16 protein-coding genes and 1 tRNA gene are annotated in these 16,277 nt (G+C 60.8%); 4 read left to right on the top strand and 13 right to left on the bottom strand.

Annotated features, from left to right (window positions below; translation table 11 throughout):
- Positions 1-152: 152 nt before the first annotated feature.
- The 5 genes from VJZ71_06310 to VJZ71_06290 all read right to left on the bottom strand — a co-directional run bounded on the left by VJZ71_06310 (position 153) and on the right by VJZ71_06290 (position 3,880).
- Positions 153-674, bottom strand: coding sequence for a hypothetical protein (locus tag VJZ71_06310; protein HKQ47661.1), 522 nt, complete (start codon positions 672-674; stop codon positions 153-155).
- A complete protein-coding gene (locus tag VJZ71_06305; protein ID HKQ47660.1) occupies positions 674-2,017 on the bottom strand; it encodes a hypothetical protein in 1,344 nt (447 codons plus the stop codon). Before VJZ71_06305 ends, VJZ71_06310 begins: the two co-directional genes overlap by 1 nt.
- 264 nt (positions 2,018-2,281) lie before the next feature.
- Positions 2,282-3,085, bottom strand: coding sequence for an undecaprenyl-diphosphate phosphatase (locus VJZ71_06300; protein HKQ47659.1), 804 nt, complete (start codon positions 3,083-3,085; stop codon positions 2,282-2,284).
- The gene (gene pgsA / locus VJZ71_06295) at positions 3,078-3,689 is read right to left on the bottom strand and encodes a CDP-diacylglycerol--glycerol-3-phosphate 3-phosphatidyltransferase (protein HKQ47658.1); all 612 of its coding nucleotides are present in this window, start codon (positions 3,687-3,689) and stop codon (positions 3,078-3,080) included. The genes VJZ71_06300 and pgsA overlap by 8 nt, the downstream gene beginning before the upstream one ends.
- 108 nt (positions 3,690-3,797) lie before the next feature.
- Positions 3,798-3,880: transfer RNA gene (locus tag VJZ71_06290), tRNA-Tyr, on the bottom strand.
- Positions 3,881-4,274: 394 nt separating this feature from the next.
- Here VJZ71_06290 and VJZ71_06285 point away from each other — a divergent pair.
- Complete coding sequence (locus VJZ71_06285; protein HKQ47657.1) at positions 4,275-5,249, top strand: tetratricopeptide repeat protein; 975 nt, start codon at positions 4,275-4,277, stop codon at positions 5,247-5,249.
- A gap of 3 nt (positions 5,250-5,252) precedes the next feature.
- Here the strand turns inward: VJZ71_06285 and VJZ71_06280 are convergent, their stop codons facing one another.
- Positions 5,253-5,489, bottom strand: coding sequence for a hypothetical protein (locus tag VJZ71_06280; GenBank protein ID HKQ47656.1), 237 nt, complete (start codon positions 5,487-5,489; stop codon positions 5,253-5,255).
- A 245-nt stretch (positions 5,490-5,734) separates the two neighbouring features.
- Between VJZ71_06280 and VJZ71_06275 the strand changes: the two genes are divergently transcribed.
- Together VJZ71_06275 and VJZ71_06270 are read left to right on the top strand one after the other, a co-directional pair.
- Positions 5,735-6,412 carry a hypothetical protein gene (locus VJZ71_06275; protein HKQ47655.1) on the top strand — a complete coding sequence of 226 codons (678 nt, stop codon included), beginning with the start codon at positions 5,735-5,737 and terminating at the stop codon, positions 6,410-6,412.
- A gap of 157 nt (positions 6,413-6,569) precedes the next feature.
- Positions 6,570-7,481, top strand: a complete 912-nt coding sequence (locus tag VJZ71_06270) for a hypothetical protein (protein HKQ47654.1) — start codon at positions 6,570-6,572, stop codon at positions 7,479-7,481.
- Here VJZ71_06270 and rfbD read toward each other — a convergent pair.
- The 4 genes from rfbD to VJZ71_06250 form a co-directional block, all read right to left on the bottom strand.
- A complete protein-coding gene (gene rfbD, locus VJZ71_06265; GenBank protein ID HKQ47653.1) occupies positions 7,478-8,350 on the bottom strand; it encodes a dTDP-4-dehydrorhamnose reductase in 873 nt (290 codons plus the stop codon). The two genes, VJZ71_06270 and rfbD, sit on opposite strands and share 4 nt — an antisense overlap.
- A 74-nt stretch (positions 8,351-8,424) precedes the next feature.
- Positions 8,425-10,098 carry a hypothetical protein gene (locus tag VJZ71_06260; protein ID HKQ47652.1) on the bottom strand — a complete coding sequence of 558 codons (1,674 nt, stop codon included), beginning with the start codon at positions 10,096-10,098 and terminating at the stop codon, positions 8,425-8,427.
- A 30-nt stretch (positions 10,099-10,128) separates the two neighbouring features.
- Positions 10,129-11,037 (bottom strand): methylenetetrahydrofolate reductase [NAD(P)H], encoded by a 909-nt coding sequence (metF, locus tag VJZ71_06255; GenBank protein ID HKQ47651.1) that lies wholly within the window; start codon positions 11,035-11,037, stop codon positions 10,129-10,131.
- A gap of 13 nt (positions 11,038-11,050) precedes the next feature.
- Positions 11,051-11,752, bottom strand: a complete 702-nt coding sequence (locus VJZ71_06250; protein ID HKQ47650.1) for a glutathione peroxidase — start codon at positions 11,750-11,752, stop codon at positions 11,051-11,053.
- Between the two features lie 147 nt (positions 11,753-11,899).
- Between VJZ71_06250 and kdsB the strand changes: the two genes are divergently transcribed.
- Positions 11,900-12,637 carry a 3-deoxy-manno-octulosonate cytidylyltransferase gene (gene kdsB / locus VJZ71_06245; protein ID HKQ47649.1) on the top strand — a complete coding sequence of 246 codons (738 nt, stop codon included), beginning with the start codon at positions 11,900-11,902 and terminating at the stop codon, positions 12,635-12,637.
- 12 nt (positions 12,638-12,649) lie between these two features.
- Here the strand turns inward: kdsB and VJZ71_06240 are convergent, their stop codons facing one another.
- From VJZ71_06240 to VJZ71_06230, 3 genes are read right to left on the bottom strand one after another with little or no spacing between them, the layout of a single operon-like run.
- Positions 12,650-13,087: a hypothetical protein gene (locus VJZ71_06240; protein ID HKQ47648.1), complete on the bottom strand. Its 438-nt coding sequence runs from the start codon at positions 13,085-13,087 to the stop codon at positions 12,650-12,652.
- Between the two features lie 29 nt (positions 13,088-13,116).
- Positions 13,117-14,634 carry a M12 family metallo-peptidase gene (locus VJZ71_06235; protein ID HKQ47647.1) on the bottom strand — a complete coding sequence of 506 codons (1,518 nt, stop codon included), beginning with the start codon at positions 14,632-14,634 and terminating at the stop codon, positions 13,117-13,119.
- 33 nt (positions 14,635-14,667) lie between these two features.
- Positions 14,668-16,257 carry a hypothetical protein gene (locus tag VJZ71_06230; protein HKQ47646.1) on the bottom strand — a complete coding sequence of 530 codons (1,590 nt, stop codon included), beginning with the start codon at positions 16,255-16,257 and terminating at the stop codon, positions 14,668-14,670.
- Between the last annotated feature and the right edge of the window lie 20 nt (positions 16,258-16,277).

Genomic DNA, 16,277 nt, shown 5'->3' with positions numbered 1-16,277 from the left:
GGACCAAAATCGGGCGGGGCTGCACGCTCGGCGCGACAACCTGCACGGCGAGGGTTCTCATCCGCCAAGAATAGTACAGACTTTTTTCTTCAGCCCCGCTGGCCCGAATTATCCGCCTTTGGTTTTCTACGTAGGTAATTCATCCTGACACCTTACCTTTCCTCGTTATTTGCTTCCCGTGAATCTTCTACTCGTATTTCCGAAGGAGATTTCGAATAAGACTGAACCGGAAACCCGCCGCCCACCGAGCCAGCCACTTGAGAATTAACAAAGAACACTCCTAACCCCGCAGCCGCCAATCCTTGGCATGGACCAAGCCATAGGTTTGACATCTTCATCAGTGCAAGCGGGCCTATTGTAGCGAAGGGGGACAGAAAAATCGTCGCTGCAACCACCGACAAATAGAAAACAGAAATTGCAACATTTAGCCAAAACATGAAAGAATCAACGCGTTCACCTTTTCTCCCAGGCTTTAGCGCCTCTGCTGCAAATACTGCAATCATCAATGAGAGGGTGGGCATAACAGTCGGCAAGAGCCAACCAATGGCCTCACTTTCCTTATTGCCGTATCGCCCAAGAATGCTCTGAACGATCACGACGCTAGAGATGATTGCGGCCCCAATGAACCACACTATCGCTAGCCATTGCTTGCACTTCTTCATCTCAAGCAACATTAGAGTCCTCCAAGTGGAATCTTGGCCTTCCGAAGATGGTCGATGCCCGGGATTTTGCTTGCCGGCACAGGCTCAGCATTCTCGTCATCCGCCGTGGGCCTTACGAACTCGTAGATTAGGGCAGAACACTGGAACCGTTCCTCAAATTCGATCTGCTTGATGAGATCCGGCAGATCGCTCGCACCGGTAATTGGCCACTTCCCTGCAACAGATTCAGATGCCTGGACAGTCGAACCTGGTATTGGACTTGACGTGACCATGAACACAATGACCCTGTATCGGCCACTCGTGGCGCGAAAGAGCGAGTGAATGTATTCGCTGAACTTACTAGGAGACCGAATGGACAACTCAAAACGTCTATCTCCTTCCTCCGGACTGCCATCATCTTTGATTCGCTCTAATTGAGCGGCGATCGCAAATCCAAAAGGAATTTCGCCGGGTCCGGAGGTCAACTGATAATAGCTATATCTTGGATACCCTGCGTTGGTCAGTGCGTCCACAATACAGTCACCAACATTACTAAGAGTTATGCGGTCTACTGGCAATTGATGGCAATCCCGCAAGATGAGAGATCGTGGCAGGCGAGCGATCGCAGAATAAGCCGGTGGCGGCCACTCAAAGCTCGGTATTTGGCTGTTTAAGTTATCTGTCTCTAATAGGTGGCCTTCGCAGGCGACCCGCTTCCAGGCGATCCTTGCCTCGCTGGCCTTGACGGTGCGCTCGACTTCGGCGAATTCGGCGGGAATCGCTACCTTTTTGATGGTGGCGGCCCGGACCAGACGCTGCTTGCGAACGGTTTGATACTCGGCAGGAATGGTTCGTTCCTCAACGCTTGGCGGCTTGACTAGGTACTCTTCGCGAACGGTCCTTTGCTCCGGCGGATGCGCGACTAGGCAGAAGACATCCCTCGCCGGCTGGCTGCTGGGTACATCACAATCGGCGGACTCCTTAACCTCCCAGTCAGTGTGGCTCGGAGCGGTTTCAATCGTCCGCTCGCGGACGGCGAATTCGGCGGGCACGATCACCAGTTCCGAGGAGGCCTCCTTAACCATGATCCGCTCTTCGACCCATTCGTACTCGGCGGGCACCACTTCGAGCCTTTCGGACGCCGCTCGAACCTGGACGCGTTCCTTGACAGTCGTGTAGGTAGGTGGCACATACACCTTGGCCCAGCACTCGCCCGGTTTGGCGTGGGGCGGTAAGGCTGTCAATTCGGTAATCGTCGGACCGCGTGGATTGTTGGAAATAGCCCCGGTCTTGACGCCATTAGGCTCTTTGGAGCAGCCGGCGTCGATTAAGAGCATCACACTGGCGACGAATGTGGTGATCAGTTTCGATGGCATGTAATCCACTTTCACTTTCTTGTAGGAAAATAGGGACAGCAATGCTCCGCAGAAAAACCCAGTCTACAGTTTTTGTGGCATTCCTGTCGATAGTCGGTCATGAAGACCACCAAATCGCCACGGAAAGTCCTGGAATTGGGATATGCCTGTGCGGAACGAGGCTATCAGCGGGCGGTGGAGATGTCAATAAAGTAGAATTTCCCCCTTAGCCCCCCAAGACCAATGCGTAATTCGGAACAACGCCGGCTGAGAGCCGGCGCCACACTAGCTCAAGACGAACCAGCCGATTAGGAACAGTCCCAGCAGAACGCGATAGATCGCAAAGGGCCAGAGGGGTCGGGTGCGGATGTAGGCCATGAAGGCGGCTACGACGATCCAGGCGACGATGAACGCTACTCCGAAACCGATGGCCAGCGTCAGGGCGTTGGCTCCCATCAGGGCGTGGCGATGTTTGAAGGCCCGGAGCAGGCCTGCGCCGAGGAGCGTCGGGATGGCCAGGTAGAAGGAGAACTCGGCGGCCGCACGGCGGGACATGCCGACCAGGAGACCGCCCATGATCGTCGCCATGGAGCGGCTAGTGCCGGGGATGATCGCGACGCATTGCCCCAGGCCGACCCAAAGGGCCTGGCGAAGCGTTATTGCCTCCACACCGGGGCCGGTGTCGCCGCGATGGCGGCGCTCGATCAGGACCATGACGATCGCGCCGCCGATCTGCGCGAGCGTGACCGGCATGGGCTTTTCCAGGTACTTCTCGGCGATGTCGTTCAGCGGCAGGCCGATGACGACGGCGGGGAGCGTCCCGACGGCGAGCTTCGTCAGCATGTGATTCGACCAGCCGCGATCCGGCCGGTGCAGGAGCTGTTGCCGCAGCGGCTGAAAAAAGTACACGACTACCGCGAGGATCGCGCCGATCTGGATGACGTAAAGGAAGCTCGACCACGGGTCCTTCTCGCCGTCGATCCCCATCGCGGACATGGCCAGGATCATGTGGCCGGTGCTGGAGACCGGCAGGAACTCGGTCAGGCCCTCGATGATGCCCAGGATAACGGCACGGAGGGAATCACCCACGGGACTGCTCCGCGAGGGCGTCGCGCGAGGCGGCGAGATAGGAGACGACGGAGGCGACGGTCACGACGACCGTGAGCCAGATCATGACGGTCCGCCAGATCATGATCCACTCAATGTCCCGCCAGCGCCCGACGGTCTGGATGATCAACGGCACGGTCGCGCACTGTACAACCATCTTGACCTTGCCCCAATAGTTGGCGGCGTAGGGCCTGCCGGCGGACTCGGAAAAGCCGCGCAGGCCGCTGACGAGTAGCTCGCGGGCGACGATGACAACGACCATCCAGGCCGCCACGCCGGTGACGCTCGTGCCGTTAGAATCATCGAAACCCGAACTCAGGAGCAGGATGAATCCGCCGCACACCAGGATCTTGTCGACGAAGGGGTCGAGAATGCGGCCGAAGGCGGTGACCTGGTTCTGACGGCGGGCCAAGTAGCCGTCGAGGATGTCGGAGACGGCGGCGATGATGAAGAGGTAGAACGCCGTGTCCAGCATCCACAGGTGCTCACCGCGGCGAGTATCGTCATAGGCGGCTAGCAGCAAGAGACAGATGATCGAGAGGAAGAACCGGCCGACGGTGATCTGGTTGGGGAGGTTCATCCGCATCGGGACCGTCTCACTCTTGGGGAACGCGTTGACAAAGGGACGTGAGGGGCCGCCGCCCGCGACACCCGATGCAAGTCCAGGTCCGACCTACGGATCAACCGAAACAACTGGGCGCGGCTGGATTCGAACCAGCGAAGGCATAAGCCAACGGGTTTACAGCCCGTCTCCTTTGGCCACTCGGACACACGCCCCTTATTTACAGACCGCCGTGACGGGCTGTTACCGCGTGGGATCGGCCGGTCGCCGACCGCAACGCGAGCCATGCAATATCCGCCGTTTCATCCTGAAAATCAAGCCCACTTCCGGCCGCGGTTCTTTCGCGACTTTCACCTTCCCGCGCCCTGAATTCCGATACCATTGATGGGGGCTCCGCCCCCGGGCTGCGCTCTGACGGTCGCTGTGAGTTGAGGCCGCGGCCGTCAATTGATCGGCGGATTTGGAACAACCATGCGGGATTGTAGTGCGATGTCTCAATTAAACGTGCGGGTTCAGGGGTGGCAGGGTCTGGCCGCGAAGCGGGCAGGCCGTGTTGGAAATGCGCACCACGGCCTCGCTGCTGCGAGACCGTGCCACCCGAACTGGCGATTGAGACGGCCCAAAAGGTATCGCATCCTCATTCTGGTTTCGGCGCTCGTAGGGTGCATCGAAGCGAATCCTCCGCCACAGACGGACAGCAAGCGCTTTCCCAGCGACTATCGCCCGGCGGAGGCGCTGTCCCTCCTCGGCAGGCCTTTGTACGCCACGCCTCCCGCGGAAGATCGGCCCAGGCTCGAAGCCGAGTTGGAGGCCGCGCGCAGTCGCCTCGCCCTCCACCCCAATGATCCCGAGGAGATCGTGTGGGTCGGGAGGAGATTGGCATACCTGTGGCGGATGACGGAGGCCATTGAGGTCTTTTCCAAAGGCATAGAATCCCACCACTCGTACGCCCCGCTCTATCGCCATCGCGGTCATCGGTATCTCACCATCCGGCAGTTCGACAAGGCCATCGCCGACCTGACGACCGCCTCGCGGCTCATCACGGGCCAGCCCGATGAGATCGAGCCGGACGGCATGCCCAACGCGCGAAACATCCCCCTGACGACGACGGCCTTCAACGTGTGGTACCACCTCGGACTCGCCAAATATCTCAAGGGCGATTTCGATGGGGCCCGCGCGGCGTTTGAGGAGACGCTCAAGCACTGCGGCCAGTACGACGACAACCTCGTCGCCGCGAGTGATTGGCTCTACATGACGCTGCGGCGGATGGACCGGGACGAGGAGGCCGCGAAGGTGCTGGAGCCGATCACGCCGGACATGGACATCATCGAGAACCAGGCCTACCACAAGCGGCTGCTCATGTACAAGGGGCTGGCGACGCCCGAGGACCTGCTGAATGTCGCGCACGCGAGTGACGTCGACCTCGTCACGATGGGCTACGGCGTGGGCAACTGGTATCTTTACAACGGCGACCGGGCCAAGGCCGTCGAGACGTTTGAAAGAGTCGCGGCCCTCTGGTACTGGCCGGCGTTCGGGCACATCGCGGCGGAGGCGGATCTGGCGCGGATGCGCGGCAGGTCGTAGGGATCAGCGAGCCGAGTCCGGTGATTCCGGTTCCTCGTAAGACGTCTGCTCGACGCGCTGCTCCTGCTCTTGCCGTTTCTTCTCTTCCCGGTCTTCCTTGAACTTTTCATAGCCCTTCTTCACGACGTGCTTGCCGACTGTTGTGGCAACGCGCTTCGTCGTGAAGAAGGCGCACCCGGTTGAGGCCAGGAGCGACGTGGTCAGAATCCCAAATGCCAGGGCTGTTGCTATGCGTTTCATGACATCTCCAGTCCGCCCCGCGGCATGTCAGAATACTAGCCAGACCGACCTTTCGAATTATTCAGGTCAAAGGCAGAGTTCCACGCGGCTCCCCTAAGTCGCACAATCAGAGTCGAATTGTCGCCTACACGGAGGGTCCGACCTAACTTCTCCGTGTCCCCATGGGTCTTGCCAGATAGGTACTAAACTCAGGTCTCGTTTCTCGGGGCCTATAATCGGTCGGCGCACGGAAGGAGTGCATTCCCATGTCTAACGTCGTCAGGTTGGCAACTGTAGGGGCATTCGGGTTCGTGCTTTTTGCGGCGACTCCACGGGCCGGGGCCGATGATGATTGCCGCTCGTCCTGTGCCGAGGCTGATTTGGATTCGTTGTGCGCGCGACTCGACTGGACGGGAACCGACTGGTGTCTGTCAATCCGATATGAGATCGAACTGGAAGACGTTCATCCCCGGGACGCGTTTGAGCTGGTGCTGACGCCGCTTTACCGCGGTCGTGAATTGGTGGATGCGTCCGAACAAGTCGTCCGAGTCTCCGCACCGCTCGAATTTCGGTCGCGCTGCGATGATGATGAGGCCGAGCTGGAGGATGAAATAACCGTCCGTCTCGGGGAAACACTCATCGAAGATCCCTTTGACTTGCGCGTCTGCGGGGAAGTGATCTGCCGGACGTCCGGCAAAGTTCTGGATGATGACTCCACGTGCGTGAAGGTCGGTCGACTGCCGCCGCAGTTCGTCGAGGAAGTAGTGGCTTACGAGGAGCCCGTCTTCGAGGGTCCGCCCCCGCCGCCCCCCGTGCCGCCGGTCGTGGTCTATCGGCCGCCGCCTCCCGTGGTGATCTATCGCCCCTTCGTCCGTTATCGCCCGTATTATGAGTGTCGGCCCTGGTGGCGGCGCGGATCCGTTCGTATCGACGTGGATTGGTGACACGAAGGCGACACCGAAGACTCCCTATATCTCGACTCGACATGTAGCGATGAGTTGAAATAACCGCCCACGGTTGCTTTCTGCCGAAACACTATCTTGACCGACGAGTCACGGCCGCGCACAATTCCCGCCGTCTCGCATTGACAGGAGGTCGCCCATGCGGATTGCGAAACTCCCCTACTCCATCGGCGGACAGTTCATCACGGCGATGCTCGGAGGAATCATGATCCTCGGCGGGCCGGGTTGCCAAAGCGTGCAATTCGGGGGCGACGGGCAGGATTCGGTCGACCTCTCCAACCCCACTGGCTTTTTGATCAACACGGACGCCGCCGCGAAGGTCCTTGGCGGCCTGCGACTGGTCGACGGCAAATCCGCCTTCGCCTATGGCACCTTCAAGGACGACGGCACCATCGAGACGCTCGATGCCGCAGTGTTGCGCGACGCGGAGGGGAAGGAAGCGTCCGCGGTTTTCGGTCAATTCTCGGGAAAGACGCTGCTCAAGTCCGCAACGAGCTTTGACGGCTCGCGCGTGGACATTTCTTACGACACCGTGACCGACACGCGGCTGGCCGGGCAAATCCATATGCACTTCGCCGGGCTCGAGGACACGCATACGATCGCGTTCGACGTCGACCTTCTGGAGGCACTGGCTGAACTCGCCCGGAAGATCGAGGAACTGACCGGCATTCAGATTTCAACGAACCCGTTACCCGATGACCCGGAGACGGGCAAGCTGATTCAGAGCGCTTTGGACTCGGGGGCGTTGGATAAGTACGGCGCGAATTCGCCGGTGGCCCTTTCGCTGTTCGTCTTTTCGTTTCAATACGGCTTTGCCAGCGTCGGGTTCTTCATGGTTAAGCTGATGGGCCGAATCATGGAGGCCATGATTCACTTTTACGTTGACCTGGTGGTGGCGGCTACGAAGGTGATGATCATCGCGTTTTGCACGCCGTTCATCATCATGGGCGAGATTATGCGCGCCGCCTTTGACCACCCGGTGTTCGTGTTCAATTTCACGTTGTTGAATCCCGACATCGTCATCATTCCCGGGAGGCCGGACGACGATTAGCGCTCGAAGTCGCGGACGTAATCGGCCGCTGCCTCGCGCCACGATCGCATCGGCGCGCCGGTCAGTTGCACATGACGCGAATTATCGAGGACCGAGTATTTCGGCCTCCGGGCCGGCCGCGGGAACTCTTCCGTCGTCACAGGAATCACGCGGACGTTGAGTCCCGCCAACCGCACGAGCTCGCACGCAAATTCATACCACGTACATTGCCCCGTGTTCGTTACGTGGACGATTCCCCGCGCGTCAGTCTCCGCCAGCCGGAGGATGGCCTGAGCCAGATCCATCGCATAGGTCGGCGTTCCGGTCTGATCGTTCACCACGCGGAGTTCGGGTTTTTCGCGAGCCGCTTTCAAAATGGTCCTTGGAAAACAAGCGCCGTCCGGCCCATAGACCCATGCAGTCCGCACGATCAGAGCGTCGGGACAAGCGGCCCGGACGCGCTCTTCGCCGAGCAATTTTGAGCGGCCGTAGGCAGAGAGTTTTTCGGGATCGCCCGGTGGATCCTCCTCCCGGTAGGGTCGGCGAGCATCGCCTTCGAAGACATAGTCCGTGGAAAAATGGATCAATCTCGCGCCTGACAGGGCGGCCTTGCGGGCGACAATCCCTGCGCCCTCGCCGTTGACAGCGTCGGCCAATGCGCGATGCGATTCGCAATCATCGACCCGCGTATAGGCGGCGCAGTGGACGACGAGATCCGGGCGTACCTCTGCGAATACCCGGGCGACCTGATCCTCCTGAGTGATATCGAGGTCCGCATGGCTTAGCGCGTGAACATCCCAATCGCCATTCGCACGAAACGCGCCATTCACGCGTGTGCCCAGCAGCCCGCCGGCCCCGGTGATGATGACCCGCTTTCTGGGTTCCTGCACAGTCCATTCCTCTACGCGCACTGCGCTGATATCTGTATCGCGGCGCCGATCCTACCCGCGCGGCCAGTGCCGCCTCAAGGGACCGCGAGCCGGAGGACCTGGTACGGGCCGATTTGTATCGCTCGTACGTAGTTGGCGCGCAGGAAGTCGCCGATGACGTCTTCCTGCGGCGGGTTCGGACCGGGGAGGATAACGAGCCGAGGAAGTCGATCGGCGGCGCGGACCTCGTCGAGCATTTCCTGCTTCAGGGACGGACTGCTGCAATGGGACAGAAAGTGAAACCGCGACGGGCAGCGGCGCTCGGAGAGAAAGTAGATCATTCCCTGATCGCTCAAGTCGAGTATCGGGTCCTCCGCGCTGGAGTGAGCTTGAATGTAATGCACCAGCGCCTCGAGCGTCGCCGCCTGATCGGCGGGAATGCGCAGCCCGTTTAGCCGTGGGAGGGTCGATTCCACGAGTTCGCGATCATCCTTCCGCAGATGCGACGGCAGGATCATGCTTTCGTGGCCCGCGAACCGTCGTCCAAGACTTCCGCCTTCGCCAAACTCGAAAACGAAGACGCAGGGGAGCGCAAGCAGAAAATACACCAGGACGCGTGACCGTTTCAGATCCGCCCCTCGCTCGCGGACCATTCCCACGAGGCGGGGCACCAAAAGGAAAAAGGGGCCGATCGCATAGGCGAGGTGCCACAAGTCCGGCCGCCCGATCACGCTGGCCCAGAGGCAGGCGCCGAAAAGGGCGCACAACAACGTCGCGGACTTTATCTTTGAGGACGTCCGGCCGCGCGCGACCAGCCCCAGGACGATGCCCAGACCATAGGTCAACGGAATCAAATAGAAAAGCGAAATGACGCCGATCGAAACGTGCAGATTGTCGATGAAGGATTCGCTCGCGCGCCACGCAGGCAGCGGATACTCCGCGTCCCACAATTCGCCTCGCCTGAACAACTGCAGTGAGAGGTTGCCCAGGAGGTCGGGGATGATGCCCTTTCCTTGGCACCAGATGAGCATCGGCGCGAGGATGACGCCGAGTCCCGCAAGAAATATGGCCAGGGCGATGATTCGCGGCTTCCAGCGACCGGAGCCCACATACCGATCCGTCAACAACCAAAGCGTGGCTGCCGCGCCAGTCGACAGACCTACTTCGAGGCTGTAGAGCGCCGCAAGCCCGGTCGCACATCCAGCAAGAAAGAGCCAGAACCGTCGGCCACTGCCGAGATAGGCTCCCAGCGCTGCGACGGCCATGAACCCCAGCATCGGCCGCTCACTCACCTCGTACAGGCCCGCGACAACCAATGCGAACGGCACGGCTGCCGGCCAACCACCGCCCAACAGGACGCAACCTGCGAACACGACCCCCGCCGCGCCGAGCGCCGGCAGATATCCTCGATACACGAAAGTGTTCTGTCCCAGTCGGCGTAGCGATGCGATCGACTCTCCCCATAGCTTGAAGGCCGTCAGCGGCTTGAGGACGTCTTCCCCGAGCCCGTGCTGTACGAAGTAATCACGAAAAGGTAATCCCCCGGCCTTGACGGTGTCGTAGTGCGCGACGCGGTCTCCCTCGTGGTACAGGTCCAGCGGCCCGTCGATATCGCCGTTGTAGGACACGGCGAACGCGACCCCAACCAGCACTGCGCAATAGACGAGGTTCGCGCGCTTCCTCGCCGTGGGCACAGTCGCCGCGCGCTGCTGGAGGTCCGCTTGTGATGATTGATGTGGTCGCGGTTGCTGGTTAAAAGCGTCCGTCATGGAACCGCACGCGAACACACGGACTACTTCTCACGCCGGCCGTGCGGCCGGGGGCCAGATGGTGCGCAAGGCGGTCAGGATCGTCCGGGTCGCCGAGGACTTGTTGAGCGTATAGAAGTGAATGCCCGGCGCGCCGCGCTGCAAGAGGTCGAGACACTGCGCGGTGGCATAGGCCACACCCTGCGACAATACCGCGTCGTCGTTGTCCTTGAGGCGATCGAGTTCGGCCAGCAGCGTCGGCGGAATGGAGGCGCCGCACATTTGCGTAAACCGCCGCACTTGTTCAACGTTGGTGATCGGCATGATTCCGGGGATGATCGGCACGCCGATGCCCGCGGCGCGGGCCCGGGCGACGAAATCGAAGTAGGCCTGATTGTCGAAAAAGAGCTGGGTAATCAGGAACTCGACGCCGGCGTCGACTTTCCGTTGCAGATTCTCCAGATCGCGGCCCAGATCGCGCGAGCCATTGGGCGCGAGACATTCGACGTGCCCCTCGGGGTAACAGGCGCCGCCCAGGCAAAACGGATGCGCGGACCTGATGAACGCCGCCAGTTCGCTGCCGTAGCGAAATCCGCCGGGGGCCTGCTCGAATTTCTCCTGCCCCTTGGGTGGGTCCCCGCGAAGCGCCAGGACGTTGTCCACATGCGCGGCCCGCAGGCGATCGAGCACGGCCGCGATCTCGTCGCGCGACGCCCCGACGCAGGTCAGGTGCGCCATCGCCTCAATCCCATAGTGCCGCTGAATCTCGGCGACGAGGTCGATCGTGCGATCGCGGGTGCTCCCCCCTGCCCCATAGGTGACCGAAACAAACGTCGGTTTCAGATCGCGAAGGGCGCGAACGGAGGCGCGGAGCTGTTCCAATCCCCCGTCGGTCTTGGGGGGAAAGAACTCGAAGGAAAAGCAGGGTCGGCCGGTGGAAAGCAGTTCGCGGATTCTCATGCGTCAGGGCAGCTTACTTCTTCTTCGGCTTGGCCGGCTTCTTCTCCGCACCGGCGGCATCTTCCGGCGCGGGTTCGGCCAGGGCTTTTTCAATGGCGGCCAGGACCTCGCCTTTTTCAGGAGCCTTTTTCGTGTCGAACCGGCCGATCAATTCGCCCTTGCGGTTGACGAGGAACTTGTTGAAGTTCCAGGTAATCTCGCCGCCGAACTTGTGGCCGGCGTCGGTGGCCGTGAGATACTTGTAAAGAGCGCATAGACCGTCACCTTTGACCTTCACTTTGCTGAAGATCGGAAACGTCACGTCGTACTTCGTGGTGCAAAAGTCCTTGATCTGCGAATCGCTGCCGGGCTCCTGTTTGCCGAATTCGTTGGCCGGAAAGGCGAGAACGACCAAACCCTCATCCTTGTACTTCTCGTAGATTTCTTCCAGCCCCTTGTATTGCGGCGTGTAGCCGCATTTCGAAGCCGTGTTCACCATCAACACGACCTTGCCGTAGTATTGCCGGAGGTCTTGCTCCTTGCCGTCAATGTCCTTCATTTTGAAGCTCAATGCGGGCATGTCGTGAAGGCTTCCTTTCTTCGCCGGCTTGGCCTTGGGCTTTTTCCTCATGTGACCGCTGGGCGGGTAGCTCCAGGTGACCTCGGATACCAGCATGACGGCCGCGATAGCGCAAAAACTCGCGACGGGCATTTTGAACAACGATCTTGCGGACATAATTCGCCTCCGATGTTTCCCAGGCTCGGCACGCTCGATGACCCGCCGCCCGCCATTATAGCGGGAGCGCCGAAAACGTCTGCGCCGCCCCTCCTGGCTCGACCGCCCGCTTTGACATCGCATAATGGCGAGGATACGTTGCCTACCGTGAAGGCGGTTGCGATCATTCCTGCCCGCTATGCCTCCAGCCGGTTCCCCGGAAAACTGCTCGCCAAGGAGACGGGGAAGTACCTGATCCAGCATGTTTATGAACAGGCCCGCCGGGCGGCGCGACTCGGCGATGTGATCGTCGCCGCCGATGACCCGCGGATTGCGGATGCGGTGCGGTCATTCGGCGGGAAAGCCGTGATGACGCGGGCCGATCACCCCAGCGGGTCGGATCGCGTGGCCGAAGTGGCGGCCGGGCTGACTGCCGACGTGATTGTCAATGTGCAGGGCGACGAACCAGAAATTGACCCCGCGTACATCGACCAACTCGTGGACTTGATGGCCGCCGACAAGGACATTCCTATCGGCACCCTGGCGTGCCCTTTTCCGAAGGACACCGACCCGAGCGATCCAAACGCGGTGAAAGTTGTATGCGATGCTCGTGGCCGGGCGTTGTATTTTTCCCGCGCCCTGATTCCCTTTCCCCGCGACACGGGAGGTCGCCCGACGGAGCCGCACCGATGGCTGCTGCACTTGGGGATCTACGCCTACCGCCGCGAGTTTCTTCTCAAGCTCGCGACGTTGCCGCCTACGCCGCTCGAACTAGACGAAAAGCTCGAACAGCTTCGTGTGCTGGAAAACGGCTATCCGCTTGCTGTCGGTTTAGTCAATCAGGCCACCATAGGGATCGACACGCCGGAGGACTATGCGGCGTTCGTCAAGCGACATGGCCGCTAGCCGGCGTACGCTTTACTTGGGGCACACGCCGCCCGTCAATAGGTCGTCGACGAAGACCGTCACGTCGTCGAGGGTCACGCCGCTGACGGCATCCACGTCGGCGCAAGTACAGCCGCCACTCGCCGTCAGGCAGGCGACGAGTTTCTGTACGTCGAGACCATCCTTGGTGTTGTCGCCGTTCATGTCGCCGGGGCAATGGCAGGCGAGCGGGACGAGCCAGAAGCCTCCGCGCACTTCGAAGGTCCCGCCGATCATGGGGCCGGTCGCGGGACCGGCGTCGGGCTGGCCGATCGTGCCGGCCACTGCAAACGAACCGCCGGTGCTGGCGTTTGGGGCCGTAGTCCCGCCGGCGTCGATGCTGTGCCAGTCAATCTCGAATTGTCCGAACGCTAGCCGCGCTGTGAATAGACAAGCCGTAGCCGCGGCGATCGTGATGATTGAGCTTCGCATGCGAAACATCGTCCATAACCTCCCGGTAATCAGTTACCGATCCTTACCGTTCCATTGATGGCGTTAATCGTGAGCGGCTTGTGGATGGTCAGGTTCTCAACGTAGTTCCCGGCTTGCACAACGATCTCGCCTCCGACCAGCGCGGAATAGACGCCCGAGCCAACGGTTGTCCACGGCTGAAACACACTCCCCGTCGATGTGCCGACGTAGGACCAATTGACATAGGTGGGGTTTTGCCACGCGTCGAGGCAGCTCGCGCTGTCTCGCCATGACGTAATGGCAGTCATGGCGGCCGCGTCGAACGTAGATTGGCCGGAAATGTTTGACGTCATGATCCCGCAGTTGTTGGGGTTGGACGTGCCGCCGCCGCAGTTGCCGCCGGTGTTGCAGTGGCACGCGTTCCAGTTATGCCCGAGTTCGTGGGCTGAGTCCTGCACCCGTGAGGCCAGGGTCGTGCTGAATTGCGATTGCACCAGGGAGTAGGCCAGGCTGCTGCCACTGGGATTACAGTTATTGAAATTCCCGGCACAGATTGCGCCGATCCAGCCCAGCCCCACGGTCGTACCATTCAGGTCTTTGCCAGTGAAAAGATGACCCACGTTGCGCGGAAAACTCGGGAGGTTGTTGTTCCAATTTTCTCCGAACTGGCAGAGAAGCGTGTCGGCATTAAAGGACGAATACGGCTGCGGTATGGCCGTTCGCACAATGACGGCCGTCTCGTAATACGAAATGGCGACCTGGTTCTGGTAGATCAGGCCGACCTGGTTCATGATCATCTCGATGTCAGTGACCGTGGCGCTGATCGATGATCCGTTCGCCTGGTAGAATTCGACATCGGTGTCAAACACGATCCTACAGCGCCGATTTGCGATTCTAGGACCGCCGCCCTCGGGAATTACGGCCGGCTCGCCCCCGCCGTTCGGCGATGGGATCTGAACCGGCAGCCCGGCAACGCCGCAGTCCCCTTCTCCGCCGATTACGTCGCGGGCCTTATAGACGGCGTGGAGGTCGTCCGGCAGTCCCGCTCGAAGAGCGCCGGTCTGGATTGGCTGGACGTTCCAAATTTCGCCGTCAGCGCGAAGGATCGTCATGTGGGACTTCCCATCGATAATCGAGGCGGCGACCTGGCTCTGTGGTTCGGCGGTCAAGTATCCGCGATACGTAAGGGCATCGGGGATTTCTGTTGGAACGAGGGCGCCGCTGGCGTCCGGGACCAGAACCTGGAAATCTTCCGAGCGCATGGTGTACGGCGTCAGACGTATGGCGTGCATCTGCCCGTCGAGGGCCACGTCCACCAACTTCTCACCGTTTCCATCGCGGGGCGCGATCTGAAGCAACTCCAGGTCCGCCACTTTCAACAAGTCCTTTGCAGCCGGCCGCAGCTCGGCAAACAACTCGATGGGAAGCGGGTCTGTGACCGTTGAAGTCTTCGAAAGGGGCGCGGCCCATTGCTCCTTCGCGGCCGAGTTCGGCAACGCCTGCCCGAAGGCCATCTGGGCGGTTAGCAACACGAGGGCAGTTGCAAGTGTATATTCAGTGATTTTCATGATGTCGCTCCGTATCTCCTGTTGACGATCCGCCTATTGAAGGTTGACCAGTACGAGCACCAGACCGCGCTCGCCGCGCGCGAGCCCCGACATCGCCTTGCCGATGACCGCGCCGTGCGAGCGCTCGCGATCGAGGGCTTTCATGGCATGACCCGGTGTGGCGGAGGTCGTCAGCAAGTCGCCGGGAGCGATGGGGGCGCCGCTGGCGTCGCAGTAGGTCCAGACGCGACCGGAGAGCGCGATCGGCGGGGCGTCGTCGTTGCCGGGCAGATGGCCGAGGATGGCTCCGGCGGGAAAGTCGTTCGCGCCGCTGACGACGCCGGCGACGCGCTGGTTGTAGGCGCCGCGTGCCGTGCGGAGCAGGCCGGAATGCTCGGGATCAATTTCCATGACCGTCCCGGGGGCAACCTTCTCGCCGGTGGTGGGAAACTTTTCGGCCAGGTCCGCGCCGGTGATTTGGAGTACCTTGATGCGTGTCGTGCCGTTGACATCCAACATCGCTTGGGGCGCGGTGGTCCCAATGCCCACCCGGGGGTCGGTGTCGTTGGTCCAAAATGTGGCCACGTTTGTGCCGCCTATGGAGGTAATTTCGAAGTTTTTCGACCCGCCGCCGACGTTTTGCAGTCGAAGCGCAGCGCCCGAACCGGTGTATGCTTGTTTGAACACCCACGGGCGCTCGGTATTTAGTCGAAGCAGTTCAGCTCCGTCCCCTGTAGCAAAAATCTCCAGCTTTGCGGTTAACGAACCCACGATGTCACCCATGGCGATGCGCCCGGCGGAATCGGCGGACATGAAGTAATGTGCCGCGTCGGCCACGGCTTCCGTTGCGGTACGAAAGAAATACAGGCCGTTTGACGACGAGCCGATGCCGAATCGGGTCGCGCTGCCGTAGCCCAGCTCGATCGCGGCCGCATTGTTGACCGCCAGAGACTTCGTCCATCCGTTGGATGTCCATACTGGGCCGCCGGCGACGTGGAGCTTCGCATCAGGCGTGCCGGTCCCAACGCCTACGGTTCCGGCGTTGTTGCTGAAAATGTTCGCAGCACTCGCCGACCAAAAACCGGCAGCGCCGGTGGTCGCCGACGTTTGGAGCGTGCCATCCGGGAACTTGATCCCGTCGACACCGGGGGTGCCCACGACCTCCAGCTTGGCCGTGGGTGTGGCGGTACCGATTCCGACGTTGCCGTCGTTGTAATAGAGATCAGCGCCGGAAGTCACCCACGGGGCGGATGCGTAGTCCGCGACATTGCAGGCTTGTGCGGAGGCGGCCTTTTGGGCGTACGGCGTCCCTGTGATCGCCTGTCGCGGCGCGAGCACGACGGTATTCACCTCGATTTCCAGCCACAGCGGGGCGCCGGTGAAGATGGCGGGGCCGAAATCGAGATTGACGGTAAACAGGCCATCCGCGACCGGCACGGCGGCGAGGGGGTAATCGACCCCGGATTGTGTCCCGGCCATGTCGGCGTCAAAAACGCGAAAGATCATGTCGTAAGGGCCGTTGGCAGGCGAGCCGACGTCCTTGAGCTGCCCCTGGTAGGTGAAAACAGTGCCCTGTCCGAAAAGCAGGCCTGTGGGCCCGATGACGCCGGTAATAAACAGCGCTATCCAGTTCATTCGTTTCATGACGTTCTCCCTGTTTTTCT

This window comes from Phycisphaerae bacterium (assembly GCA_035275405.1).
In the GTDB taxonomy this organism is placed as follows: domain Bacteria; phylum Planctomycetota; class Phycisphaerae; order UBA1845; family UTPLA1; genus DATEMU01.
This window is presented reverse-complemented; position numbering and strand designations above follow the sequence as displayed.